General features: G+C 69.7%; 21 protein-coding genes. 8 read left to right on the plus strand and 13 right to left on the minus strand.

The window, feature by feature from the left end; genetic code table 11:
• Positions 1-178: 178 nt before the first annotated feature.
• From sucC to I0C86_RS39275, 3 genes are all read left to right on the plus strand, one after another.
• A complete protein-coding gene (gene sucC / locus I0C86_RS39265) occupies positions 179-1,357 on the plus strand; it encodes an ADP-forming succinate--CoA ligase subunit beta (protein ID WP_196206383.1) in 1,179 nt (392 codons plus the stop codon).
• Position 1,358: 1 nt separating this feature from the next.
• Entirely contained in the window at positions 1,359-2,246 is an 888-nt protein-coding gene (sucD, locus tag I0C86_RS39270) for a succinate--CoA ligase subunit alpha (protein ID WP_196206384.1), read from the plus strand.
• Positions 2,247-2,477: 231 nt separating this feature from the next.
• On the plus strand, positions 2,478-3,824 hold the full coding sequence (locus I0C86_RS39275; RefSeq protein ID WP_196206385.1) for a cell division protein PerM: 1,347 nt from the start codon (positions 2,478-2,480) through the stop codon (positions 3,822-3,824).
• A gap of 111 nt (positions 3,825-3,935) precedes the next feature.
• On the opposite strand, the gene I0C86_RS39280 is transcribed toward I0C86_RS39275, so the two are convergent.
• Positions 3,936-4,556, minus strand: coding sequence for a DUF4190 domain-containing protein (locus tag I0C86_RS39280; RefSeq protein WP_196206386.1), 621 nt, complete (start codon positions 4,554-4,556; stop codon positions 3,936-3,938).
• Positions 4,557-4,587: 31 nt separating this feature from the next.
• Positions 4,588-4,875: a CD225/dispanin family protein gene (locus I0C86_RS39285; RefSeq protein ID WP_196206387.1), complete on the minus strand. Its 288-nt coding sequence runs from the start codon at positions 4,873-4,875 to the stop codon at positions 4,588-4,590.
• A 228-nt stretch (positions 4,876-5,103) separates the two neighbouring features.
• Between I0C86_RS39285 and purH the strand changes: the two genes are divergently transcribed.
• On the plus strand, positions 5,104-7,302 hold the full coding sequence (purH, locus tag I0C86_RS39290) for a bifunctional phosphoribosylaminoimidazolecarboxamide formyltransferase/IMP cyclohydrolase (RefSeq protein ID WP_323374134.1): 2,199 nt from the start codon (positions 5,104-5,106) through the stop codon (positions 7,300-7,302).
• A gap of 183 nt (positions 7,303-7,485) precedes the next feature.
• Here the strand turns inward: purH and I0C86_RS39295 are convergent, their stop codons facing one another.
• From I0C86_RS39295 to I0C86_RS39325, 7 genes are all read right to left on the minus strand, one after another.
• On the minus strand, positions 7,486-8,001 hold the full coding sequence (locus I0C86_RS39295; RefSeq protein WP_196206388.1) for a hypothetical protein: 516 nt from the start codon (positions 7,999-8,001) through the stop codon (positions 7,486-7,488).
• Between the two features lie 165 nt (positions 8,002-8,166).
• The gene (locus I0C86_RS39300) at positions 8,167-9,264 is read right to left on the minus strand and encodes an ABC transporter ATP-binding protein (protein ID WP_196206389.1); all 1,098 of its coding nucleotides are present in this window, start codon (positions 9,262-9,264) and stop codon (positions 8,167-8,169) included.
• The gene (locus I0C86_RS39305) at positions 9,251-10,294 is read right to left on the minus strand and encodes an ABC transporter ATP-binding protein (protein WP_196206390.1); all 1,044 of its coding nucleotides are present in this window, start codon (positions 10,292-10,294) and stop codon (positions 9,251-9,253) included. Before I0C86_RS39305 ends, I0C86_RS39300 begins: the two co-directional genes overlap by 14 nt.
• Positions 10,295-10,298: 4 nt before the next feature.
• Positions 10,299-11,210: an ABC transporter permease gene (locus tag I0C86_RS39310; protein ID WP_407676400.1), complete on the minus strand. Its 912-nt coding sequence runs from the start codon at positions 11,208-11,210 to the stop codon at positions 10,299-10,301.
• A 5-nt stretch (positions 11,211-11,215) separates the two neighbouring features.
• Positions 11,216-11,362, minus strand: a complete 147-nt coding sequence (locus I0C86_RS39315) for a hypothetical protein (RefSeq protein ID WP_196206392.1) — start codon at positions 11,360-11,362, stop codon at positions 11,216-11,218.
• Positions 11,355-12,293, minus strand: a complete 939-nt coding sequence (locus I0C86_RS39320; RefSeq protein WP_196206393.1) for an ABC transporter permease — start codon at positions 12,291-12,293, stop codon at positions 11,355-11,357. Before I0C86_RS39320 ends, I0C86_RS39315 begins: the two co-directional genes overlap by 8 nt.
• 97 nt (positions 12,294-12,390) lie before the next feature.
• Positions 12,391-14,022, minus strand: a complete 1,632-nt coding sequence (locus I0C86_RS39325; protein WP_196206394.1) for a peptide ABC transporter substrate-binding protein — start codon at positions 14,020-14,022, stop codon at positions 12,391-12,393.
• Positions 14,023-14,498: 476 nt separating this feature from the next.
• On the opposite strand from I0C86_RS39325, the gene I0C86_RS39330 reads away from it, so the two are divergent.
• Both I0C86_RS39330 and mdh read left to right on the plus strand, forming a co-directional pair.
• Positions 14,499-15,380 carry a bifunctional methylenetetrahydrofolate dehydrogenase/methenyltetrahydrofolate cyclohydrolase gene (locus I0C86_RS39330; protein ID WP_196206395.1) on the plus strand — a complete coding sequence of 294 codons (882 nt, stop codon included), beginning with the start codon at positions 14,499-14,501 and terminating at the stop codon, positions 15,378-15,380.
• A 198-nt stretch (positions 15,381-15,578) separates the two neighbouring features.
• Positions 15,579-16,529: a malate dehydrogenase gene (gene mdh / locus I0C86_RS39335; protein WP_196206396.1), complete on the plus strand. Its 951-nt coding sequence runs from the start codon at positions 15,579-15,581 to the stop codon at positions 16,527-16,529.
• A gap of 62 nt (positions 16,530-16,591) precedes the next feature.
• Here mdh and I0C86_RS39340 read toward each other — a convergent pair whose 3' ends face one another.
• Positions 16,592-18,199 (minus strand): alkaline phosphatase D family protein, encoded by a 1,608-nt coding sequence (locus tag I0C86_RS39340; protein WP_196206397.1) that lies wholly within the window; start codon positions 18,197-18,199, stop codon positions 16,592-16,594.
• A gap of 62 nt (positions 18,200-18,261) precedes the next feature.
• A complete protein-coding gene (locus tag I0C86_RS39345; protein WP_196206398.1) occupies positions 18,262-19,218 on the minus strand; it encodes an MBL fold metallo-hydrolase in 957 nt (318 codons plus the stop codon).
• 83 nt (positions 19,219-19,301) lie between these two features.
• Here I0C86_RS39345 and I0C86_RS39350 point away from each other — a divergent pair, with 83 nt between their 5' ends.
• Entirely contained in the window at positions 19,302-20,519 is a 1,218-nt protein-coding gene (locus I0C86_RS39350) for an NADP-dependent isocitrate dehydrogenase (protein WP_196206399.1), read from the plus strand.
• A 514-nt stretch (positions 20,520-21,033) separates the two neighbouring features.
• Here I0C86_RS39350 and I0C86_RS39355 read toward each other — a convergent pair.
• Together I0C86_RS39355 and I0C86_RS39360 are read right to left on the minus strand one after the other, a co-directional pair.
• A complete protein-coding gene (locus tag I0C86_RS39355; protein WP_196206400.1) occupies positions 21,034-21,489 on the minus strand; it encodes a VOC family protein in 456 nt (151 codons plus the stop codon).
• Positions 21,490-21,536: 47 nt separating this feature from the next.
• Positions 21,537-22,118, minus strand: a complete 582-nt coding sequence (locus I0C86_RS39360) for a hypothetical protein (protein ID WP_196206401.1) — start codon at positions 22,116-22,118, stop codon at positions 21,537-21,539.
• Positions 22,119-22,341: 223 nt separating this feature from the next.
• Between I0C86_RS39360 and I0C86_RS39365 the strand changes: the two genes are divergently transcribed.
• Positions 22,342-22,998, plus strand: coding sequence for a response regulator transcription factor (locus I0C86_RS39365; RefSeq protein ID WP_196206402.1), 657 nt, complete (start codon positions 22,342-22,344; stop codon positions 22,996-22,998).
• Positions 22,999-23,000 lie beyond the last annotated feature (2 nt).

Below are 23,000 nucleotides of genomic sequence, written 5' to 3' on the forward strand. Positions count from 1 at the left end.
GAGCGCCGCTGTGCTCGGTGTGCGTTACCGCACACCGAGCACCCACGTGGATGCCCCCCGTGGTCACCTCGCTAGGCTGCGGCCGATGGCCTGTTGTTCCTTGTGACGGGCGTCAACCCATTAACACGCTGGCGGCGGTGCGACGGCGCGCCGCGGAGACGGGACGGGACGCGCAATCGTGGACCTGTACGAATACCAGGGGCGTGAGCTGTTCGAGCGGCACGGGTTGCCCGTGCTCGCCGGCGGTGTCGCGACGACCCCTGAGGAGGCCCGTACGATCGCCGAGCGCCTCGGCGGCCGAGTGGTCGTCAAGGCTCAGGTGAAGGTCGGCGGTCGGGGCAAGGCCGGCGGTGTCAAGCTCGCCGAGGGCCCCGACGAGGCGGTGGCCCGCTCGACCGACATCCTCGGGATGGACATCAAGGGCCACACCGTGAACAAGGTCATGATCACCGTGACCGCGGACATCGCCGAGGAGTACTACTTCTCCTACCTGCTCGACCGGGCGAACCGCACCTTCCTCTGCATCGCCAGCGTCGCGGGTGGCATGGACATCGAGCAGGTCGCGGCCGAGACGCCGGAGCGGGTCGCCAAGGTGGCGATCGACGCGAACACCGGAGTCGACGAGACGAAGGCCCGGGAGATCGTCGAGGCCGCCGGATTCCCCGTCGACGTCGCCGACCAGGTGGTGCCGATCGCGGTACGGCTGTGGCAGGCGTTCGTGGCCGAGGACGCGACCCTGGTCGAAGTCAACCCGCTGGCCAGGACGGCGTCCGGTGAGGTGCTCCTGCTCGACGCGAAGGTCACGCTCGACGAGAACGCCGGTTTCCGGCACCCGGACCACGAGGCGCTGGTGGACCAGGCCTCGGTGGATCCGCTGGAGCAGCGGGCCAAGGAGAAGGACCTCAACTACGTCAAGCTGGACGGCGAGGTCGGCATCATCGGCAACGGCGCCGGCCTGGTCATGTCCACCCTCGACGTGGTCGCCTACGCGGGCGAGTCGCGCGGCGGCGTCAAGCCGGCGAACTTCCTCGACATCGGCGGCGGCGCCAGCGCCGCGGTGATGGCCAACGGGCTGGAGATCGTCCTGTCCGACCCGTCCGTACGCAGTGTGTTCGTCAACGTCTTCGGCGGCATCACCGCCTGCGACGAGGTCGCCAACGGCATCATCTCGGCGCTGGCGCTGCTGAAGGAGCGGGGCGAGAAGGTCGACAAGCCGCTCGTGGTGCGACTCGACGGCAACAACGCCGAGGCGGGACGCGCCATTCTCGACGGCGCCGCCAACCCGCTCGTCGAGCGGGTGGACACTATGGATGGCGCGGCCCAGCGGGCCGCCGAGCTCGCGGCTGCGGGGGTCTGAGATGGCAATCTGGCTGACCAAGGAATCAAAGGTCATCGTCCAGGGGATGACCGGGTCCGAGGGTTCCAAGCACACCAAGCGGATGCTGGCCGCCGGCACCAACGTCGTCGGTGGGGTGAACCCCCGCAAGGCCGGTCAGAAGGTCTCCTTCGACGGTGTCGAACTGCCGGTCTTCGCCAGCGTCTCGGACGCGATGGCGAGCACCGGCGCGGACGTCACCGTCATCTTCGTACCGCCGCAGTTCACTCGGGGAGCGGTGGTCGAGGCGATCGACGCCGGCATCCCGCTGGCCGTGGTGATCACCGAGGGTGTGCCGGTGCACGACACCGCCGCCTTCTGGGCGTACAACCTGGCGCAGGGTGAGCGGACCCGGATCATCGGGCCGAACTGCCCCGGCATCGCGTCGCCGGGTGCCTCGAACGCCGGCATCATCCCGGCCGACATCACCGGTTCCGGCCGGATCGGCCTGGTCAGCAAGAGCGGCACCCTGACCTACCAGATGATGTACGAGCTGCGGGACATCGGCTTCTCCACCTGCGTCGGCATCGGCGGTGACCCGATCATCGGCACCACCCACATCGACGCGCTCGCGGCCTTCCAGGCCGATCCCGAGACCGACGCGATCGTGATGATCGGCGAGATCGGCGGCGACGCCGAGGAGCGGGCGGCCGAGTTCATCAAGGGCAACGTGACCAAGCCGGTGGTCGGATACATCGCCGGGTTCACCGCGCCCGCCGGCAAGACGATGGGGCACGCCGGCGCGATCATCTCCGGTTCCGCCGGCACGGCGGACGCGAAGCAGGCCGCGCTGGAGGCCGTCGGCGTGAAGGTCGGCAAGACGCCGAGCGAGACCGCCCGGCTGATGCGACAGATCATGTCCGGCAACTGATCCGAGAGCCATCCCCGGGGTGGTCGGCCCGCGCCGACCGCCCCGGCGGCCGGGTCCGGGTGCGTCGGGGATCGACGCGCCGGCCCGGCCTTCTCCGCCTCCGGTGACCGTCCGGCCCGGGTACGCCCCACTCCGTTGATACGCCGGATCAGCGGGTTACGCCCGGCCCGGAGCCTCCGTACGGTGGTGTCGTGAACCGGCCGACCCGCTGCCGTGCCAGAGTAGGCGCTGATGCCATCCACCGTCCCTGATCAGCCCCGCCGCTCCGCCGCTCCGCAGACCGGCCTCACCGAGCCGGCCGAAGGTCCGGAGCCGGACGGGCGTGACCGGCCGGAGGCCCCGCGTACCAGACCCGCCCAGCGGGACCGGGTGCCGCGTCGACCGGCGCCGAAGCCGAGGCCGGGGGGCCGGCGCGCCGGGCGGGCACCGCTGCTGGTGGCCGCCGCGGTGGCCACCTGCTGGGCGGCCGTGGTCTCGTACCTGCCGGTGGCTGTCGTGCTCGGCGTGGCCCAGTTCGCCGAGGGAAGCGGCTCGATCGTCGGCGCCGCCCGGCTCGGCCTCGCCGGATGGCTGCTCGGGCACGGCGTGCCGTTGCACACCGGGGCCGGACCGCTCGGGCTGGCCCCGCTCGCGCTCGCCATGCTGGCCGCGTGGCGACTGGCCAGGGCCGGCGTGCACGTCAGCCGTGCGGTCCGGGCCCGGGAGAACCCGACGATGGGCCGGGCGATCGGTGTCGCGGGCACCATCGGAATCGGGTATGGCGCGCTCGGCGGGCTCGCCGCGCTCCTGCTCGGTTCCGGCGGGCCCACCGTCTCGGCGCTCCGGGCCATCGGCACGCTTACCGCCTTCGGCGGCCTCGCCGCACTGGTCGGCGCGTTGCGTACCACCGGTGCCCTGGGCGTGCTCGCCCGGCGCACCCCGCCGGTGCTCCGGCACGGGGTGCGTACCGGGGTCGTCGCCGCCCTCCTGCTGCTCGGTGCGGGTGCGGGTGCCGCGGGGCTCGCGGTGGCCACCGGGGGCGGCGAGGCCGGCGACATGATCGGCGCATATCGCACCGGGGTCGTGGGGCAGGCCGGCATCACGCTGGTCAGCGTCGGCTACGCGCCGAACGCCGCCGTCTGGGCCGCCAGCTACCTGCTCGGCCCGGGATTCGCGGTCGGCACCGACACGGTGGTCCGGACCTCGGAGGTGTCCATCGGTGCGCTGCCGGCCGTACCGCTGCTGGCCGGGCTCCCACAGGGGTCGCTCGGTGGCGTCGGCGGAGCCGTGCTGGCCGTGCCGGTGCTGGCCGGCATGGGCGCGGGCTGGCTGCTCGCCCGGCGGATGATGCGGGTGGCCGCCGATCGGAACCTGCCGGCACCGGGTTGGGGGACGCTGCTCTGCGCGGCGGCGCTCGGCGGACCGGTCGCCGGGGTGGTGCTCGGCGGTGCCGCCCTCATGTCGGGCGGATCCCTCGGCGGAGGTCGGCTCGCCGAGGTCGGCCCGGCCTACCTGCAGGTAGCGGCGGGCGCGGCCGTCGTGGTGCTGATCGGGACCCTGATCGGCGCCGCCGCCACCCGGGCCGTCGCCCGGACCTGACCCCGGACGTCCCCGGGTGCCGGACGCCCGTGGGGGCGCCCCGAAAACTCGGAGCGTCCCCACGGTGGACCGTTCTCGTGCCGACCGGCGGAGTCGCCGCCCGGCGGTTCGTTACGGGCCGAACGTGAAGTTGTTGACGTTCAGCACGACCGCGAGCACCACGTTGGCCACGGCGAGGAGCAGGCCGATCCCGCCACAGATCAGACCGGCCATCACCTGACCCGAGTTGCTGGCCTCACCCCTGCTGACCTTGCCCCGGCCGATGATGCCGAGCACGATGGCGGCGATGCCGGCCACGATGCCCAGGATCGCGCAGCAGGCCGCGGGGATCGAGATGATGCCCACGATCATCGACACCAGGCCGAGGGTGTTGTTCTGTCCCTGCCCGGCAATCGCGTAGCCGGCGCCCGGATATCCCGGCGCCGCCCCGTACGGCTGGCCCGGCATCGGCTGCTGGCCGTACGGATCCTGGTAAGGCTGCTGCGCGTCCTGGTAAGGCTGCTGCGCGTCCTGGTACTGCGGCTGTCCGTACCCGGGCTGTCCCGAGGTCGGCTGCCCGTACGGCTGTCCCGAGGTCGGCTGCCCGTACGGCTGTCCCGAGGTCGGCTGCCCGTACCCGGGCTGTCCCGGTCCGGGCTGTGGCGGTTGTCCGTACGGATCCTGGTGCTGCGGTGCGTTCGGATCCGACGGCTGCTGCCCGTACGGGTCCTGGCCTGGGTAGCCGGGCTGCATGACGAGACTCCTTTTGAACAGGCGGTACCGGTCAGACGTTCGCGGCGTTCATGTTGATGATGAAACTGATGACGCAGCAGATGAGGCTGACCGCCCACAAGCATATGCCGATGATCAGGGCGAGCTTCGACCACTTCTTGGACTCGGCCGCTGCGGTCTGTGCCTCGGCGTAGTTGCCCTGCTGTAGCAGCGGGTTCACCTTCGAGGCGGCCATGATCGCCGGGATGGCGAGCGGCCAGAACAGGAAGATGGCGACGATGGACATCGTCATGTTGTTATCGATCTGTTGCGGCGGGTGCGAGGGGTAGCCGGGTTGCATGGGTGTTGAACTCCTTGAGTCTGCACTCAGCGCTTATGGGGGATTACTCAGAGTCGATGTCCGAGGGATGGTCATCGTCCTGAGCGTCCGGCAGCGTACCTAATCAACACCGCTTTGGGGCGCCGCCCGATCCCGACATGCCGAGGCGGGCCGGGCCCGCACCACCGAACCGTGCGGTCGGGCCGCGCCCCCGAAGGGCCGTCCTGACCTGCCCGGTAGGGTTTGGGGGTGACTGAGCCCGTGTCGGCAGCCCGCATCGTCGTCCTCGTCTCCGGCTCCGGGAGCAACCTGCAGGCCCTGCTCGACGCGTGCGCCGATCCCGCGTACGGCGCCCGGGTGGTCGCCGTCGGCGCCGACCGCGACGGCATCGCGGGCCTCGACCGGGCCACCGCCGCCGGCGTACCCGTCTTCGTCGACTCCGTCGCGGCGTACCCGAGCCGGGAGGACTGGGATCGCGCCCTCACCGCGCACGTCGCCGAACACCAGCCGGACCTGGTCGTCTCCGCCGGCTTCCTCAAGCTGGTCGGCGCGCACTTCCTGACGGCCTTCGGTGACCGGTATGTCAACACCCACAACTCGCTGCTGCCGTCCTTTCCCGGCATGCACGGCCCGCGCGACGCCCTCGGCTACGGAGTCAAACTCGCGGGGGCCACCCTGTTCTTCGTCGACGCCGGGGTGGACACCGGGCCGATCATCGCCCAGGTGGCGGTGCCGGTACTCGGCGACGACGACGAGGAAACCCTCACCGAGCGGATCAAGGTGGCCGAGCGACGACAGCTCGTCACGCAGGTCGGCCGGCTGCTCCGGGAGGGCTGGACGATCACCGGAAGGAAGGTCACGATCGGAGTGAGCGACAGGAGTTCCACGGCGGACGACCGGCGGCCGATCCGGCGCGCGCTGGTCAGCGTCTACGACAAGACGGGGCTGGTCGAACTCGCCCAGGCCCTGCACGCCGCCGGAGTGGAGATCGTGTCCACCGGCAGCACGGCGGGGACCATCGAGGGGGCCGGAGTACCGGTGACCCCGGTCGAGGCACTGACCGGGTTTCCGGAGACCCTGGACGGTCGGGTCAAGACGCTGCACCCCAAGGTGCACGCCGGGTTGCTGGCCGACCTGCGGCTGGACAGCCACGCCGCCCAGCTCGACGAACTCGGCATCGCGCCGTTCGACCTGCTGGTGTCGAATCTGTACCCGTTCACCGAGACGGTGGCGTCCGGTGCGGACGAGGACCAGTGCATCGAGCAGATCGACATCGGCGGGCCGGCGATGGTACGGGCGGCGGCGAAGAACCACGCCTCGGTGGCGGTGGTGACGTCGGTCTCGGCGTACCCGTCGGTGCTGGCGGCCCTGGCCGACGGCGGCTTCAGCCACGGGCAGCGGCGGGCGCTCGCGGCGCGGGCCTTCGCCGACATCGCCGAGTACGACGTGGCCGTGGCCAACTGGTTCGCGGTGCGCTCGGGCCCGGAGGACCTCCAGTGGCCGCCCTTCGCCGGGCTGGCCCTGCACGCCACGACCGGCCTGCGGTACGGCGAGAACCCCCACCAGCAGGCGGCGCTCTACACCGACCCGTCCGCGCCGGCCGGACTCGCCCAGGCCGAGCAGTTGCACGGCAAGGAGATGTCGTACAACAACTACGTCGACGCGGATGCGGCGTGGCGGGCGGCGAACGACTTCGCCGACGTACCGGCGGTGGCGATCATCAAGCACGCCAACCCGTGCGGCATCGCGGTCGGGGCGGACGTGGCCGAGGCGCACCGGAAGGCGCATGCCTGCGACCCCGTCTCCGCGTACGGCGGCGTGATCGCGGTGAACCGGCCGGTCTCGGTCGAGCTGGCCGGGCAGGTGGCGGAGATCTTCACCGAGGTGATCGTGGCTCCGGACTTCGAGCCCGGCGCGGTCGACATACTCGCCGGGAAGAAGAGCATCCGACTGCTGCGGGCTCCCGCCTGGGCGCCGTTGCCCGCCGAGTGGCGCCAGGTCAGCGGGGGCGTACTGGTGCAGATGGCGGACCGCGTCGACGCTCCCGGCGACGACCCGGCCGCCTGGCGGCTGGCCACCGGAGAACCGGTGGACGAGGCGGTACGCCGCGACCTGGTCTTCGCCTGGCGGGCCGTCCGGGCGGTCAAGAGCAACGCGATCCTGCTCGCCGCCGACGGGGCGACCGTCGGGGTCGGGATGGGACAGGTCAACCGGGTCGACTCGGCGCACCTCGCGGTGTCCCGGGCGGGCGCCGACCGGGCCCGGGGCGCGGTTGCCGCCTCCGACGCGTTCTTCCCGTTCCCGGACGGGCTGAAGGTGCTGGCCGACGCCGGGGTCCGGGCCGTCGTACAGCCCGGCGGGTCCGTCCGGGACGACGAGGTCATCGCGGCGGCCCGAGAGGCCGGCATGACCATGTATTTCACCGGCACCCGCCACTTCTTCCACTGACCGGCCGCTGCCGGATGCCGGCTGGCCGGCATCCGGCAGGGCGATGATTCTCGGCTATCTGCGGTTCGCCACTGGTCCGGGTCGCCGAAACTCCCGGCTCGGCGTCGGGCTCGCGGTGTCGGTCGGCCGGTCGGGCTCGCGGTATCGGTCGGCCGGCGCGTGCGCCGGGCCGGGCCGGGTCGGTCAGCCGACGGGCAGGGCGAGGCTGCCGGTCGCTCCGCCGGCCCGGCTGGCCCGCACGGTCCAGCAGCCGGCGACGGGAAAGTTCCAGGTGGTGCCCCACTCGTCGCCGGGCCTGGTCCAGGAGCTGCTCTCGTGCGGGATGGGGTCCGTGGCCGGCTCGATGGTCACCCCGTCCGGACCGGTGGCCCGGATGCGGAGGGCACCCGAGCCGGTCATCCGCCAGACGATCTTCTCCTCCTCGCCGGAGTTCAGCCCGGGGCGGCCGCGTGGGAACAGCAGTGCCCAGAGCGAGTTGCCGGCGTCGGCGATCCCCTCGAGTTCACCGAGGGGCGTAGCCGTGGTGACGGGCGGGCAGGTCGCGGCGGGACCGTCCGGCGAACCGGGCCCGGTGTCGGTCGTCGGTCCCGCGTCCGACGGCGTCGACCCGGCCGTCGACCGTCCGGCGGCGGTCGGGTTGTCCGCGTCGCAGCCCAGCAAAGGAACCGCCAGGGTCAGCAGGGCGGATATCGCGAGCATTCTTCGGTGCATGTAGACGAGAGCCCGGGAACCACCCCCTGGTTCCCGGGCTCTCTGCTCTGTCGCCGCCGGCCGGAGCGATCCTGTCGCCGTTCGGCCACTCGCGCGACTCTGCCCGCTCGCGCGACTCTGCCCGCTCGCGCGACTCTGCCCGCGCGCGACTGCTCAGGCGACGACGTGCTGCTTGAGTTCGGCGAAGTGGCAGGCCGACGGGTGCGGCTCGACGGCGCGGAGCACCAACTGCGGCTCGGTGGTGGCGCAGATGTCCTGGGCCTTCCAGCACCGGGTGCGGAACCGGCAGCCCGACGGCGGGTTGGCCGGCGACGGCACGTCGCCGACCAGCCGGATGATCTCGCGCTGCGCCCGGGCCTTCGGGTCCGGCACCGGCACCGCCGAGAGCAGCGCCTGGGTGTACGGATGCGTCGGCCGCTCGTAGATCTCGTCCTCGGTACCGATCTCCACGATCTTGCCCAGGTACATCACCGCGACCCGGTCGGCGATGTGCCGGACCACCGACAGGTCGTGCGCGATGAAGATGTACGACAGCCCCAACTCGTCCTGGAGGCTCTCCAGCAGGTTGATCACCTGCGCCTGGATCGACACGTCCAGCGCCGACACCGGCTCGTCACAGACGATGATCTCCGGCTTGAGCGCCAGCGCCCGGGCGATCCCGATCCGCTGCCGCTGCCCACCCGAGAACTGGTGCGGGTACCGGTTGATGTGCTCCGGGTTCAACCCGACCAGATCCAGCAGCTCCTGCACCCGCTGCCGTCGTGCGCCGCGCGGCGCCGCGTCGGGGTGGATGTCGAACGGTTCACCGATGATGTCGCCGACCGTCATCCGAGGGTTCAGCGAGGTGTACGGATCCTGCATGACCATCTGGACGTTCCGCCGCATCCGGCGCAACTCCCCGCCGGAGAGCTTGAACATGTCCCGGCCCTCGAGCATGGCCCGGCCGGCGGTCGGTGTCTCCAGCCGCATGAGGAGCTTCGCGAGCGTCGACTTGCCGCAGCCGGACTCGCCGACGATCCCGAGTGTCTCGCCCCGGTTCAGTTCGAAGCTGACCCCGTCGACCGCCTTCACGGCGCCGATCTGCCGTTTGAAGACGACGCCCTGGGTGATCGGGAAGTGCTTGACGACGTTCTCGACCCGCAGCACGGTCTCACCGCGCGGCTTGGTCCCGCCGGTGCGGGCCGGGTCGGTACCGCCGGTGGCGGCGCCACCGGTGGTGGCCTGCGGGTTCGTCGGATCAGATGCGGCCATCGAGCACCTCCTGGGCGAAGTGGCAGGCGCTGGTCCGGTCGTTGCCGAGGGAGCGGACGGTCGGCACGACGTCGACACACTCCTGTCGGGCGTACGGGCAGCGCGGGTGGAACGGGCATCCGCTGGGGATACGCATCAGGTTCGGCGGCAGGCCGCGGATGGTGGTGAGCCGCTGGCCCTTGTGGTCGAGCCGCGGAATCGACTCCAGCAGACCCTTGGTGTACGGGTGTGCGGGCGCCTCGTACAGCGAGTGCACATCGGCGTGTTCGATGATCCGGCCCGCGTACATGACGGCGATCCGGTCCGCGACGTCGGCGACGACGCCGAGGTCGTGGGTGATCAGGATCATCGCCATGTTGAGGTCCCGGCGCAGTTCCCCGAGCAGGTCCATGATCTGTGCCTGCACCGTGACGTCCAGCGCGGTGGTGGGTTCGTCGGCGATCAGTACCGCCGGATCCAGGGCGAGCGACATGGCGATCATGACGCGCTGCCGCATTCCGCCGGAGAACTGGTGCGGATAGTCGCCGATCCGCTGCCTGGCGGCGGGGATCTTGACCAGTTCCATCAGTTCGATCGCCCGGCGCTTGGCGTCGGCCCGGGACATTCCCTCACGCAGCCGCAGCATCTCGCCGATCTGCCAGCCGACCGGGAAGACCGGGTTCAGCGCCGAGAGCGCGTCCTGGAAGATCATCGAGATCTGCTTGCCGCGCACCTTGCGGCGCTCGTCCTCGGGAAGGGTGAGCAGGTCGGTGCCCCGGTAGAGGATCTGACCGGACGGGATGACCGCCGGTGGCATGTCGAGGATGCCCATGATCGCCTGGGCGGTGACCGACTTGCCGGAGCCCGACTCGCCGAGCACCGCCAGCGTCTCACCGGCGTCCAGGTGGTATGAGACGCCGTTGATCACCTTGGCCGACCCGTCCCGGGTGTGGAACTCGACGAACAGGTCCCGCACCTCCAGCAGGTGCCCGTCGTCCACCGCGACACCCTGCGGGCTGGTCCGTCCGTTCGGTCCGCTTCGCTCGTTCATGTGATCACCGCAGCTTCGGGTCGAAGGCGTCGCGGATCGCGTCGCCCAGCATGATGAACGCCAGTACGGTCAGCGCGAGGAAGGTCGAGGGCACCACCAGGGGCAGTGCGGACTCCCGCATGTGGGTCCGACCGGCGTCGATGTCGATGCCCCACGAGATCGTCGGTGCCTTCAGACCGATACCGAGGAAGGACAGCGTCGCCTCGGCGGCGATGAACGAACCGAGTGCGATGGTCAGCACCACGATGACCGGTGCCAGCGAGTTGGGCAGGATGTGCCGCCACATCGTCCGGCCGTTGCCCGCACCCAGCATCCGGGCCGCCGCCACGTAGTCCTGCTGCTTGGCGCTGATCACCGAGGACCGGATGACCCGGGCGGCGGTGGTCCAACCGAGGATCGCGAGTACGAAGATCACGGCCATGATCCGGATGTTCGGGCTGTCGCTGCTGATTCGCTTCAGCATCACGATCGCGGCCAGCAGCAGCGGGATGCCGAGGACCACGTCGATCAGCCGGGACAGCACCGAGTCGATCCACCGGCCGAAGTAGCCGGCGAGCATCCCGACCACCACCGCGATTATCCCGGTGAGCAGGGCGGAGAGCGCCCCGACGAGCAGCGAGGCGCGGGCGCCGAAGACCGACCGGGCGTAGATGTCGCAGCCCTGGAAGTCGTACCCGAACGGGGCGCCGCCGCCGGGCCCGGCGTGCTGCCGGCTCAGCGTGCAGTCCTGGGGGTTGTTCGAGGTGAACAGGCCAGGGAACGCCGCCATGGCGGTCACGGCCAGGACCAGGAACAGTGAGATCCAGAAGATCGGGTTACGGCGAAGGTCACGCCAGGCGTCGCCGGCAAGGCTGCGCGGCCGGTTGCCCGGGTCGTCCGCGCCCTCACCCAGTTCCGCCGCCGCAACGGTCTGCATCTCGCTCATGCCGCCACCTCGCTGCGCTCGGCGCCGTCACGAGGTCCAGCACCGAGCTGGCTGATTCGTTCGCTGCGCTCACTCATGTCCGCCACCTCGCTGCCCTCACGCATGGTCAGTACCTCGCTCATGCCTGCCTGTGCCTCACTCATAGCGGATCCGGGGGTCGAGAACGGCGTAGAGGATGTCGACCACGAGGTTCGACACCAGGAAGACCACGACCAGCACACTGACCAGGCCGACCACCAGCGGGCCGTCCTCGGTCTTGATGCCGCGGAACAGGTTGAATCCGACGCCCGGGATGTTGAAGACGCCCTCGGTGATGATCGCGCCGCTCATCAGGTTGCCGAGTTCGACGCCGAGGAACGTGATCACCGGGATCAGCGAGTTCCGCAGCACGTGCACGCTGACGATGCGCCGGGTCGGCATGCCCTTGGCCTTGGCGGTCCGGACGTAGTCGGAGCGGAGGTTCTCCGCGACCGAGGTCCGGGTCAACCGCAGCGCCGTGGCCAGCGACAGCGAGCCGAGCACGATGCCGGGTAGCAGTAGCGCGTACAGGCTGGGATCGGCGCCGGCGGTCGGCGGGAAGAGCGGCAGCTTGACGCCGAGGAAGTACTGGGCCAGCGGGGCGAGCACGATTGTCGGAACGCCCAGGACCAGGAGGGTCAGCGCGAGGGTGGCGTTGTCGAAGATGCCGCCACGGCGCAACCCGGCGATGACCCCGGAGGTCACGCCGACCACGATCGCCACCAGGAGACCGATGACCGCGAGCTTCATGGTGACCGGCCAGGCCTGCGCCAGCATGTCGCTGATCTTCCGACCGGTGAGCGAGTCGCCGAGGTCGCCGCGGAGCAGGTTGCCGATGTAGTCGAAGTACCGGTAGAAGAAGCCGCCGATCCCGGTGTGGTCGAGATGGAACTTCTCGGTCAGGTATGCCCGCTGCACCTCGGTGACCGGGCGCTCACCAGCGAGTGCCTGGATGGGGTCGCCCTGTCCGGCGAACATCAGCGCGTAGACGATCAGGGTGGTCCCGAAGAAGGCCAGGACCATCTGAAGCAGGCGCCGCACGATGTAGCGGAACATACTCGCTTACTCTCCGTGGGGGGGTGGGTTGTGCGGAGTTGAGAACGGTCCGGACCACCCAGGATCACCGGGTGGCCCGGACCGGGCCTTCGTCAGCTCAGCTGACAACCTCGATCTTGGTCATGTCGACGACCTGGAACAGGTCGACCTCGACGTTCTTGACCTTGGTCGAGTGCGCGTAGACGTTCTGGCCGAACCGCAGCGGGATCACCGGCATGTCCTTGGCCAGAATGTCCTCGGCCTGCTGGTACTTCTTGACCGCCTCGTCCGGTGTCGCGGCGGCCGTGCCCTCCTTCACCAGCTGGTCGAACTCCGGGTTGCTGTACCCGTAGTAGTTCGACGAGCCGTTGGTGGTGTAGATCGGGCCGAGGTAGTTCTCCATGGACGGGTAGTCCATCAGCCAGCCCAGCCGGATCAGGCCGACCGGCTGCTTGGCGTCCACCTTGGTGAGCAGGTCCGCGAACTTCGGCTCGGCGGCACCGACGCACTCCACACCCAGGTTGGTCTTGAGCTGGTTGCAGGTGGCGTCGACCCAGTCCTTGTGGCCGCCATCACCGTTGTACGTGATCTTGATCTGCTTCGGGCCGCCGGCAGCCTCGTACGCCGCCTTGGCCTTGGCCGGGTCGAACTCGCACGCCTCGCCACAGGTGTCGTCCCGGTAGCCGGCGACCACCGGCGAGACGAACGAGCGGGCGGAGATCTGCGAGTCCTTGAAGATCGACTTGGTGATCTCGTCACGGTCGATCGCCATCGAGATCGCCCTGCGCACCTCGGGCTTGCTGAACTCCTTCTGGAACGTGGGGAACGCCACGAACTGGAAGGACGAGGCCGGGCTCTGCTGGAACCGGTCACCCAGGTCCGTCGGCGCGTTGCTCAGGTTCTCGGTCGGGACGGTCACGTCCACGTCGAGGTTGTCCGACAGCACGTCCGCGTACGCCGCGGTGAGCTGCTGGTAGATCCGGAACTCGGCGCCAGCGATCTTCGGCTTGTCGCCCGGGTACGCGTCGTACCGCTCGACCTCGACCTTGGCGTCGTGCTGCCAGGTGCCCTTCATCTTGAAGGGGCCGTTGCCGATCGGGGCGTCCTCGAAACCGTCCTTGATCACACCGGGGCTGGAGAAGGCGGCCTGCGGCAGCGGGTAGAACGCGGTGTAGCCCAGGATCGTCTTGAACTCGGTGTACGGCTTCGCCAACGTCACGGTGAAGGTCAGGTCGTCGACCTTCTTGAGCCCGGTCATGGTCTTGGCCTTGGGCTCCGGGGCCTTCTGCGGGCCCTCGCCGTCCGGGTCCTTCGACTGAAGGTCGTCGTAGCCGGCGACCTTCTCGAAGAAGTAGCTGTTGCCCTGACCGTTCGGGGCGTAGGCGCCGTAGTTCCAGGCGTTGATGTAGCTGTCCGAGGTCACCTTCTCGCCGTTGTGGAAGGTGTAGCCGTCCTTCAGCTTGATCGTCCAGACCACGTTGTCGGTGGACGTCACGGACTCCGCTGCGACCTCGTACGGCTTGTTCTGCGCGTCGTACTTGATCAGCGGGGCGAACAGGGCGGTGAGCACCTGGTTGCCGCTTGACTCGTTCGTGTTGGTCGGAATCAGGTGCTGCGGTTCCGCGATCTGAATCGAAACCGTGGCATTCGGATCGCCGTCCCCCGAGTCGCCGCCGCCGCCACAGGCCGCGAGGCCGAGGGTCGCGGCAAGGGGGAGGGCGGTCCAGGCAGCGAGCCTACGAACCTGCATTGAGCCTCCTCGTCTCCTTACGCTGAGCAGTCGTTCCCATGGCTGGGTGACGCTGAGCAACGCTGGGCAAAGGTAGGTCGTAGCTGGACCTCAGGCCAAACTGGATGATTACAAGTCAATAACGCAGCTGGCTTCCAGCGCTTGCACATGTTCGCTCTGAGCTGCTAAAGAGGCCGAGCTTCAGGTCATGTGCTGATTCGGGCAACCCGGATCTACCGTCATGAAACAGGACCACTTCCGGCGCGAAGTTCTCCGACTGTCGGCTGGGCGAATGATCCTGATTGCGCCCTCCCGGCTGATCCGAATTGTGGACAACCCCACAAGTTCTCACTCAGAGTGACTAAGAACACGGTTACAGATAGTTAACATACGGTGCCAGTCGGGCGGCTGACCGGTAGCTGGCCGAGTGGCCGACCCGGGCACCCGACCAGGCGGGTGCCCGACCACCGGGGGGCGCCTCGTGAGACGATCTGGCTGTGACGGCCACCCTCCTCGACGGCAAAGCCACCGCGGCACACATCAAGGACGAACTGCGCAGCCGGGTCAAGGCGCTGGCCGAGCGCGGCATCGTGCCGGGGCTGGGCACCGTACTGGTCGGTGAGGATCCCGGCTCCCAGGCGTACGTCAACGGCAAGCACCGGGACTGCGCCGAGGTCGGGATCGCGTCCATCCGCCGGGAACTGCCCGCCGACGCGACCCAGGAGCAGGTCGACGCGGTGGTCGCCGAGCTCAACGCCGACCCGGCCTGTCACGGGTACATCGTGCAGCTGCCGCTGCCCGCGCACCTGGACACCCAGCGCGTACTGGAGATGATCGACCCGGACAAGGACGCCGACGGCCTGCACCCGGTCAACCTGGGTCGGCTCGTACTCGGTTATCCCGGTCCGCTGCCCTGCACCCCGCGCGGCATCGTGGAACTGCTCCGCCGGCACGACGTGGCGCTGCGCGGCGCCGAGGTGGCGGTGGTGGGCCGGGGCAACACCGTCGGTCGTCCGCTCGGCCTGCTGCTGACCCGACGCAGCGAGAACGCCACCGTGACGCTCTGCCACACCGGGACCCTGGACCTGGCGGCACACACCCGGGCGGCCGACATCGTGATCGTGGCGGCCGGCGTGCCGGGGCTGCTCACCGCCGACATGGTCAAGCCGGGCGCGGTCGTGGTCGACGTCGGCATCACCCGGGTGATCGGCGCGGACGGCAAGGGGCGCTACACCGGGGACGTCGGACCGGAGGTCGCCGAGGTGGCCGGGGCGTTGGTACCGATGCCGGGCGGGGTGGGCCCGATGACCCGGGCGATGCTGCTCACCAACGTGGTGGAGCGGGCCGAACTCGAGCGGGAGCGCGCCGAGCGGGGCTGAGCCGGCCACGAAGGATTCCCTTCACGGAGGCCGACCGGAAATCCGGACACTCGGTCCCGGAGGTGCCTCCGGAGGATGGGCGGGGCGACCGGCCCGAGTGTGAGCGGCGCCGGGCAAATCCGCCCCTGGCCAGATCCGAAGACTCCTGACTGATACCGTCCGGAAATAACCCGACCGGTATCAGAGAGTGGGACGACCATGGGCAAAAAGGTCACCGTCGTCGGCGCTGGCTTCTACGGCTCCACGACCGCGCAGCGCCTGGCGGAGTACGACGTCTTCGACACGGTCGTGATCACCGACATCATCGAGGGCAAGCCCGAGGGCATCGCGCTGGACCTCAACCAGTCGCGCCCGGTCGAGGGCTTCGAGACCACCGTCGTGGGCGTGACGACGGGCAAGAACGGCGAGGGTTACGAGCAGATCGAAGGCTCCGACGTCGTGGTGATCACCGCCGGGCTGCCCCGTAAGCCGGGCATGAGCCGGATGGACCTGCTGGAGACGAACGCCCGGATCGTCCGCCAGGTTGCCGAGAACGTAGCGAAGTACGCGCCGAACGCCGTGGTCATCGTCGTCTCCAACCCGCTGGACGAGATGACCGCGCTCGCCCAGCTCGCCACCCAGTTCCCGAAGAACCGGGTGCTCGGCCAGGCCGGCATGCTCGACACCGCCCGGTTCACGAACTTCGTCGCCGAGGCGCTCTCGGTGCCGGTGGCCTCGGTCCGGACCCTGACCCTCGGCTCGCACGGCGACACCATGGTGCCGGTGCCGTCCCGCAGCACCGTCGACGGCAAGCCGCTGCGCGACGTGATGCCGGCCGAGAAGATCGAGGAACTGGTCGTCCGGACCCGCAACGGTGGGGCCGAGGTCGTCGCGCTGCTGAAGACGGGCTCCGCCTACTACGCCCCGTCGGCCGCCGCCGCCCGGATGGCCCGGGCCGTGGCCACCGACTCCGGCGAGGTCCTGCCGGTCTGCGCCTGGGTCGACGGCGAGTACGGGATCGCCGGTGTCTACCTGGGTGTGGAGGCCGAGATCGGCCGCGAGGGCGTTCGGCGGATCGTCGAGACGCCGCTGGATGCCGACGAGACGGCGAGCCTGCTTGCCGCAGCCGAGGCCGTCCGGGCCAAGCAGGGCGACATCGCCAACATGTAACCCGGTTGGGTGGTTAGGAAGGGCCCCTTCTTATACAAAAAACGATAAGAAGGGGCCCTTCCTTACACCCGTGGGCTGGTGGTTGGAGTCTCCTGGCTGGCCACCGAGATGCCCGGCTTGCCGGCGAGTACGACGAACTCGGCGGCGGTCCGGACCGTGGCCGTTGGCGCCCAGACCGTGTCGACCAGTCGGAGCGAGTTGAGCATCCGTTCCGGGGTCACGTCGCAGACGACGTACCCGCGCTGGTTGTCGATGTACTTCCAGTGCGGGCTCTCCGCCATGATCGGGTCGTACGTCCGGTGGAAGGCGGCGGTGTCCGGGTTGCCGCCCGAGGTGATCGACGTGCCGGTGATCTCGGCACCGACCACCGGTGAGGCCGGGTCGTCGAAGTCCGGTTTCAGGTCGCAGACCCAGGTGCAGTGCCGGTCTCCGGTCAGCACGACGGGATTGTCCACCTGGCCGGAGCCGAAGAACTCCAGCAGCCGACGCCGCTGCGTCCGGTACCCGTCCCAGTTGTCCAGGTCGAACGTCTGCGCCGGTCCGGCCTGCCGGTCGTTCGAGGCCCACATCACCTGGTTGGCCAGCAGGTTCCATCGGCTGCCGGACGAGCGCAGCCCGTGCACCAGCCAGCGCTCCTGCTCCGGCCCGGTCATCGACAGGTCGGGACTGGCGGCGTCGGCCAGGCTGGCCGGCTGGTCGCTGCGGTACTGCCGGGTGTCCAGCACGTGCATGCTGGCCAGGTTGCCGAACTGGAACCGCCGGTAGAGCCGCAGGTCGAGGCCGCGCGGCAGGGCCGACCGGCGCAGCGGCATGTGCTCGTAGTACGCCTGGAGAGCGGCCTTGCGCCGGGCCCGGAACGCCTCCGGAGTCTGCAGGTCCGGATCCTGCGGGATCTCGTCGGCCCAGTTGTTGTCCAGTTCGTGGTCGTCGAGGGTGACGATCCACGGGAACGCCCCATGCGCGCGTTGCAGGTCGAGATCGGTCTTGTACTGGGCGTGCTGGTTCCGGTAGTCGGTCAGCGAGTACGGCTCGTCGGTGCCCTGATGCACCCGGTACGCCGCCGGATTCGGCCGGTTCTCGTAGATGTAGTCGCCGAGGAAGGCGACGAAGGCGAGGTCTTCCTCGGCGAGGTGCTGGTGCGCGGTGTAGGCGCCGGCCTGGTAGTCCTGGCAGCTCGCGAACGCGAACCGGAGCCGCCGGGGCCGGGCGTGCGCGGCCGGGGCGGTCCGGGTCCGGCCGACCGGCGAGACCTCCTGGCCAACCCGGAACCGGTAGTGGTAGTCGCTGTCCGCGCTCAGTCCGGAGACCTCGACGTGCACCGAGTGGGCCAGGTCGGGGTGGGCAAGCGCGGTGCCGCGGCGGCGCACCCGCCGGAACCGCTCGTCGGAGGCAACCTCCCAGTGCACCGGCACCGGCCGGGCCGGCATGCCGCCGCCGAGCAGTGGCTGCGGGGCGAGGCGGGTCCACAGCACCACGCCGTCGGGCAGGGGGTCACCCGACGCGACGCCGAGGGTGAACAGGTTGCCGGGCAGTGGTCCGCCGGCGCTGGACGGGATGTGCGCGGCGGCGCCGTCGGGGGTCAGCAGCATCGGTCCGACCACGATGCCGGCGGTCGCGACACCGGCCGCCGAGACGAAGCGTCGGCGGCTGAGCGGGTACGGGAAAGTCATGTGCTCGATGGTCGTCAGGTAGGGCGAACCGCACCACCCGCGACAATCGACCTGAAGCAGTACTACAGCGGAACGAAGGGTGTACTCAGGTGCGGGGTGCCGAGCCTGGCTCCCGGCCGGCCAGCCAGCTCGCCGAGAACCCGTTCCCGGGACCGCCGGGCCTCCTCCGCATCGTCCTCGTGGGCGTACGGCAGTTCGGGCGCTACCAGCTGCACCATGTGCACCAGCAGGTCGCCGCTGAGCAGCAGCGCCCCAGCGGTAAGGAAGGGCCCCTTCTTATCGCTTTTCGTAGAAGAAGGGTCCCCTGTTAACCGGTCAGCCTCGACCAGCACGGACTGGTGGCCGGGGGTGTGGCCCGGGGTGGAGAGCACTCGTACGCCAGCGGCTAGTTGTTCGTCGCCGTCGACGGCGCTGAGCTGACCGGTCGCCAGGAGTGGGTCGAGGAGATGCTCGGCCAGGCCGGGGGCGCCGTGCCGGCGGATGGTGTCGATTTCCGCCCGTTGCAGCAGGTAGCGGGCGTTCCGGAAGTACGGGGTCGGCGGGTTCCCCGTCACGGCCCAGCCGATGTGATCGGTGTGCATGTGGGTGAGCACCACCGTGTCGACCTGATCCGGCGAGATTCCGGCGGCGGCCAGTTCGGCGGGCAGCCGGCCCGGCACCGGAGCCCAGCTCTTCGCCGGGGCGTCGGCCGGTCCGACGCCGGTGTCGACCAGGATCACCCGACCATCGCCGCCAGCGTCGGTGCCGTTCTCCGTGCCGTTCTGCGCGCCGCCTTCCGTGCCGTTCTGCGCGCCGCCCTCCGCGCCGTTCCCCGGGTTGCCGTCGAACCGGATCGCGAAGCATCGGAACGGCAGCCGCCACTGCCCGTCGGCGGTCACCGCGGCCGCGTCGCGTTCGTCGGCGAGTCGCCAGTGTTCCGGGCTCGCGGTGGGGAACGCCTCGGCGCGGGGCTGGAAGAACAGTCCCTCGGCATCCGGCAGCGCGATGACGGTGGCCCGACCCACGGAACAGCTGATCATGGCGGGCAGTGTACGGGCCCTCGGCGCGCTGCAGTACGCTCGTACTGCTAGAGAGCATGTGTCCCGGAGAGGAGCGCCGGCCGATGGCGAAGATCAAGGTTACGAACCCGGTTGTGGAACTCGACGGCGACGAGATGACCCGGATCATCTGGAAGCAGATCCGCGAGCAGTTGATCCTGCCGTACCTCGACGTCGACCTGCACTACTACGACCTGTCGATCCAGTACCGCGACGAAACCGACGACCAGGTCACGGTCGATGCCGCGAACGCCATCAAGCAGCATGGTGTCGGCGTGAAGTGTGCCACCATCACCCCGGACGAGGCCCGGGTCGAGGAGTTCGGCCTCAAGAAGATGTGGCGTTCGCCGAACGGCACGATCCGGAACATTCTCGGCGGCGTGGTGTTCCGCGAGCCGATCATCATGTCCAACGTGCCGCGGCTGGTGCCCGGCTGGACCAAGCCGATCATCATCGGCCGGCACGCGCACGGCGACCAGTACAAGGCCACCGACTTCGTGGTGCCGGGACCGGGCACGGTGACCCTCACCTACACCCCGACCGACGGTGGGGCCCCGGTCGAGATGGAGGTCGCGAACTTCGCTGGCGGCGGCGTCACGATGGGGATGTACAACTTCGACGACTCGATCCGGGACTTCGCCCGGGCGTCGCTGCGGTACGGCCTGGACCGTGGATACCCGGTCTACCTGTCGACGAAGAACACCATCCTGAAGGCCTATGACGGCCGGTTCAAGGACATCTTCGCCGAGGTGTTCGAAAGCGAGTTCAAGGCCGAGTTCGACGCCGCCGGAATCACCTACGAGCACCGGCTGATCGACGACATGGTGGCCGCCGCGCTGAAGTGGGAGGGTGGCTTCGTCTGGGCCTGCAAGAACTACGACGGTGACGTGCAGTCCGACACGGTGGCGCAGGGCTTCGGCTCGCTGGGCCTGATGACGTCGGTGCTGATGACCCCGGACGGCCGTACGGTCGAGGCCGAGGCGGCACACGGCACGGTCACCCGGCACTACCGGCAGTGGCAGAAGGGCGAGAAGACCTCGACCAACCCGATCGCGTCGATCTTCGCCTGGACCCGGGGTCTGGCTCACCGGGGCAAGCTGGACGGCACGCCCGAGGTGACCCGGTTCGCGGAGGCTCTGGAGCAGGTCTGCGTGGAGACCGTCGAGGGCGGTCAGATGACCAAGGACCTGGCCCTGCTCATCTCCCGGGACGCCCCGTGGCTGAGCACCGACGAGTTCATGGCCGCGCTGGACGGCAACCTGGCCAGGAAGCTCGCCGCCTGACGTTCCGCCATCCGCGATGTTGACGACTTGTGGTCGTTCCGATGACGACAAGTCGTCAACATCCACGGACACCGCCTCGGGTGACGTCCAGGTGCGACCGATTTCTACCGTTACCACCCTTCGGGCAGCCTCGTTGGACAGGGTGGACGTGATGCCAGTCGCGTCCAGGAAGACCGGTCCGGTCGAGGCCGCCGCGAGAGGCCCGTACCGGTAGGACGGTCTTCCCGGCTGTTGCGCACAGCCGGCCGTCCCTTCCCTGCGGGGGGCCCTGTCCCGGGCCCCCCGCGCCCTCGTTCTGGGCGGCGCACCCGCCGGCATTTCGACCACTCGACCGGTGGACCACTCGACCACCATGGTCACCGCGGCGCGGGCGACCGTCGGATCGGGCCCGCTCCCGATCGGCCGGCTACTCCTCGACCCTGAACTCCTCGACCCTGAACTCCTCGACCCCGAACTCCTCGACCCCGAACTCCTCGACCCCGAACTCCTCGACCCTGCACTCCTCGATGGCGGACTACTCGATGGCCGACTCCTCGATCGCGCCGAGGACGACGGTCCCGTCGTCGGTGACCCGCCAGCCCGGGTTGTGGGCGACCTCCCACAACACCTCGTTCGGGTCGGCGAAGTATCCGTGGTAGCCGCCGAAGGCGGCCTGCCGCCCCGGCTTGACGATCCGGGCCCCCGCGTCGCGGGCCCGGCCCAACACCCGGTCGACCTCCTCGGGGCTGTCGACGTTGTGCGAGAGGGTGAATCCACTCGGCGCGGCCGCGAGTCCGGACCCGGCGTCGATGTCGGCGAGGAACGCGTCCGCGTCGAAGAGGCCGAGCACCACGCCCGGGGCCAGCTGAAAGAAGATGATCTCGTCCGGTACGTCGAGCGTCGGCGACCAGCCCAGACCGTCGACGTAGAACCGTCGGGCCGCGTCGAGATCGAGCGTCGCAACCGTGATGAAATGAACCCGTTGCTCCATGAACGTATATTTTGTCAGCCCGGCTCGGTGGGACTGATCCGGCCCGCTCAGCCGTTGTCGCTCCGGTTGCCGCCGTCGTCCGTGGTCCCGGACGGTCCCAGCGGTCGGTGCTTCGCACACTGTCGGTCGGCCGCCTGGAAGGCCTCGGACCTCGGGTCGAGGTCGGGGCCGCCCTCGATGCTGATCCCACCGTTCTCGTCGGGGTCCGGGAACTTCGGTACGCCGTTCGCGCGCATGCATTTCGCGTACTCCCGGGTCTGCTCCCGCGCCGCCGGGTCCACCTTCACCGGCTCACCACCGTTGGGCAGGTGCTGCTTGCACTTCTGCTGCGCCGCGTCGACCTTCTGCCGATCCGTACCCTCCGGCAGCGACAGGCCGACCGCACCGCCGTCGAACTCCGGGTCCGGGTACTCCGGCACGCCGTTGGCGCGCATGCACCGGGCGAACCGCAGCAACTCCTCCTGCTGGCCCTGACGGTCTTTCGGTTCCGGACTCGCTCCGGTGGCGCCGGTCGCACTGCCACCCGCGGTGGCCACCCCGTCGCCGCCGTCGTCGGCCGGGCCGCAACCGGCCATGGTTACCGTCAGGGCGAGCAGCAGACCGAGTACCAGCCTCGTCCTTCTCCGCATCGTCGTCCACCTCCTGCTGTCCGGGCCGGACGGGGTCGCCGGCCACCGGTGGAAGTAGAACCGGACCGACCTTTCCCGGCCGTCACGGAAAAGGTTGACGCCGAGGTGACCCGGACGGAAAAGGTTGACGCCGAGGTGACCTGGACAGAAAAGGTTGACGCCGAGGTGACCCGGACAGAAAAGGTTGACGCCGAGGTGACCTGGTCCGGATCACCATGGAGACATGCGGATCCTGCTGGTCGAGGACGAACGGCTGCTCGCCGACACGGTCGCCCAGGGGCTGCGCCGGGTCGCCCACGCGGTGGACGTGGTGCACGACGGCGGCGAGGCGCTGGAACGGATCGGCGTACACGATTACGACGTGGTGGTGCTCGACCGTGACCTGCCGGTCGTGCACGGCGACGAGGTGTGCCGGGCGATCACCCGACAGGCATCCCCGGTACGGGTGCTGATGCTCACCGCCGCCGCCGAGATCGACGACCGGGTCACCGGACTGGCCCTGGGCGCGGACGACTATCTGCCCAAACCGTTCGCGTTCCGGGAACTGGCCGCCCGGGTGAGCGCGCTGGGCCGGCGGTCCCGGTCGGCCGCGCCGCCGATCCTGGAACGCGCCGGGGTACGCCTCGACCAGCACCGCCGCGAGGTCTACCGCGACGGCCGGTACGTCCCGTTGTCCCGTAAGGAGTTCGCGGTCCTCGCCGAACTGCTCCGCGCCGACGGTGCCGCGGTCTCCGCCGAGCAGTTGCTGGAGAAGGCGTGGGACGAGAATGCGGATCCGTTCACCCACGCGGTGCGGATGGCGATCCTCAAACTGCGACGCAAGCTCGGTGATCCTCCGCTCGTGGTGACCGAACCGGGAGTGGGGTACCGGATCCCGTGAAC

The organism is Plantactinospora alkalitolerans, assembly GCF_015690345.1.
Lineage (GTDB): Bacteria > Actinomycetota > Actinomycetes > Mycobacteriales > Micromonosporaceae > Plantactinospora > Plantactinospora alkalitolerans.

Coding starts and splice junctions, on each gene's coding strand:
- I0C86_RS39365 (WP_196206402.1), top strand. CDS start 22,342: ATGCGGATCCTGCTGGTCGAGGACGAACGGCTGCTCGCCGACACGGTC.
- I0C86_RS39355 (WP_196206400.1), bottom strand. CDS start 21,489: ATGGAGCAACGGGTTCATTTCATCACGGTTGCGACGCTCGATCTCGAC.
- I0C86_RS39295 (WP_196206388.1), bottom strand. CDS start 8,001: ATGCTCGCGATATCCGCCCTGCTGACCCTGGCGGTTCCTTTGCTGGGC.
- I0C86_RS39280 (WP_196206386.1), bottom strand. CDS start 4,556: ATGCAGCCCGGCTACCCAGGCCAGGACCCGTACGGGCAGCAGCCGTCG.
- I0C86_RS39300 (WP_196206389.1), bottom strand. CDS start 9,264: ATGGCCGCATCTGATCCGACGAACCCGCAGGCCACCACCGGTGGCGCC.
- I0C86_RS39340 (WP_196206397.1), bottom strand. CDS start 18,199: ATGACTTTCCCGTACCCGCTCAGCCGCCGACGCTTCGTCTCGGCGGCC.
- I0C86_RS39345 (WP_196206398.1), bottom strand. CDS start 19,218: ATGATCAGCTGTTCCGTGGGTCGGGCCACCGTCATCGCGCTGCCGGAT.
- I0C86_RS39315 (WP_196206392.1), bottom strand. CDS start 11,362: ATGAGTGAGGCACAGGCAGGCATGAGCGAGGTACTGACCATGCGTGAG.
- I0C86_RS39285 (WP_196206387.1), bottom strand. CDS start 4,875: ATGCAACCCGGCTACCCCTCGCACCCGCCGCAACAGATCGATAACAAC.
- I0C86_RS39360 (WP_196206401.1), bottom strand. CDS start 22,118: ATGCGGAGAAGGACGAGGCTGGTACTCGGTCTGCTGCTCGCCCTGACG.
- I0C86_RS39310 (WP_407676400.1), bottom strand. CDS start 11,210: ATGCAGACCGTTGCGGCGGCGGAACTGGGTGAGGGCGCGGACGACCCG.
- I0C86_RS39350 (WP_196206399.1), top strand. CDS start 19,302: ATGGCGAAGATCAAGGTTACGAACCCGGTTGTGGAACTCGACGGCGAC.
- sucD (WP_196206384.1), top strand. CDS start 1,359: ATGGCAATCTGGCTGACCAAGGAATCAAAGGTCATCGTCCAGGGGATG.
- I0C86_RS39275 (WP_196206385.1), top strand. CDS start 2,478: ATGCCATCCACCGTCCCTGATCAGCCCCGCCGCTCCGCCGCTCCGCAG.
- mdh (WP_196206396.1), top strand. CDS start 15,579: ATGGGCAAAAAGGTCACCGTCGTCGGCGCTGGCTTCTACGGCTCCACG.
- I0C86_RS39320 (WP_196206393.1), bottom strand. CDS start 12,293: ATGTTCCGCTACATCGTGCGGCGCCTGCTTCAGATGGTCCTGGCCTTC.
- I0C86_RS39325 (WP_196206394.1), bottom strand. CDS start 14,022: ATGCAGGTTCGTAGGCTCGCTGCCTGGACCGCCCTCCCCCTTGCCGCG.
- I0C86_RS39305 (WP_196206390.1), bottom strand. CDS start 10,294: ATGAACGAGCGAAGCGGACCGAACGGACGGACCAGCCCGCAGGGTGTC.